The 692-nt window shown below is 48.0% G+C and carries 6 tRNA genes; all 6 read left to right on the top strand.

From position 1 onward, the window contains the following. Nucleotides 1-36: 36 nt before the first annotated feature. The 6 genes from HP552_RS14585 to HP552_RS14610 all read left to right on the top strand — a co-directional run bounded on the left by HP552_RS14585 (nt 37) and on the right by HP552_RS14610 (nt 658). Nucleotides 37-110, top strand: a tRNA-Met gene (locus HP552_RS14585). 27 nt (nt 111-137) lie between these two features. Then, nucleotides 138-215: transfer RNA gene (locus HP552_RS14590), tRNA-Asp, on the top strand. 33 nt (nt 216-248) lie between these two features. Continuing rightward, a tRNA-Thr gene (locus HP552_RS14595) sits at nt 249-324 on the top strand. Between the two features lie 87 nt (nt 325-411). After that, nucleotides 412-487: transfer RNA gene (locus HP552_RS14600), tRNA-His, on the top strand. A gap of 11 nt (nt 488-498) precedes the next feature. Further along, nucleotides 499-573: transfer RNA gene (locus tag HP552_RS14605), tRNA-Gln, on the top strand. Nucleotides 574-582: 9 nt separating this feature from the next. Further along, nucleotides 583-658: transfer RNA gene (locus tag HP552_RS14610), tRNA-Lys, on the top strand. The last annotated feature ends 34 nt before the right edge of the window (nt 659-692 follow it).

Here is a 692-nt window from a genome sequence, read left to right on the forward strand (position 1 = left end):
CCCTTAGCCTCCACCATATATGTTTTCTAATAACGACGCGGGGTGGACCATCCCGGTAGCTCGTCGGGCTCATAACCCGAAGGCCGCAGGTTCAAATCCTGCCCCCGCAATTAATCTTTCTTTTAAGAAAGTGATCTGGAACCGTGGTGTAGTTGGCCTAACATGCCTGCCTGTCACGCAGGAGATCGCGGGTTCGAATCCCGTCGGTTCCGCCATTTTAATTTTAATAATTCCACACCTTACACCGTGCCGGTGTAGCTCAACTGGTAGAGCAACTGACTTGTAATCAGTAGGTTGGGGGTTCAAGTCCTCTCGCCGGCACCATTTATTACTTTCACATTGTATTCTATAGTAGAGAATGTATATTATAGATACAGATGGGAATACTGAGATACTCTCAGGTTGATTATGGCGATCGTGGCGAAGTGGTTAACGCACCGGTTTGTGGATCCGGCATTCGGGGGTTCAATTCCCCTCGATCGCCCCATGATTTTTTATTGGGGATTAGCCAAGCGGTAAGGCAACGGACTTTGACTCCGTCATGCATAGGTTCAAATCCTATATCCCCAGCCATTTTATTATGAGTCATTAGCTCAGTTGGTAGAGCACCTGACTTTTAATCAGGGTGTCGAAGGTTCGAGCCCTTCATGACTCACCATTATATTTTGCGGTCGTGGCGGAATTGGCAGACG

Origin of the sequence: Paenibacillus xylanilyticus, from assembly GCF_013359935.1 — a bacterium.
Taxonomy (GTDB): domain Bacteria; phylum Bacillota; class Bacilli; order Paenibacillales; family Paenibacillaceae; genus Paenibacillus; species Paenibacillus xylanilyticus.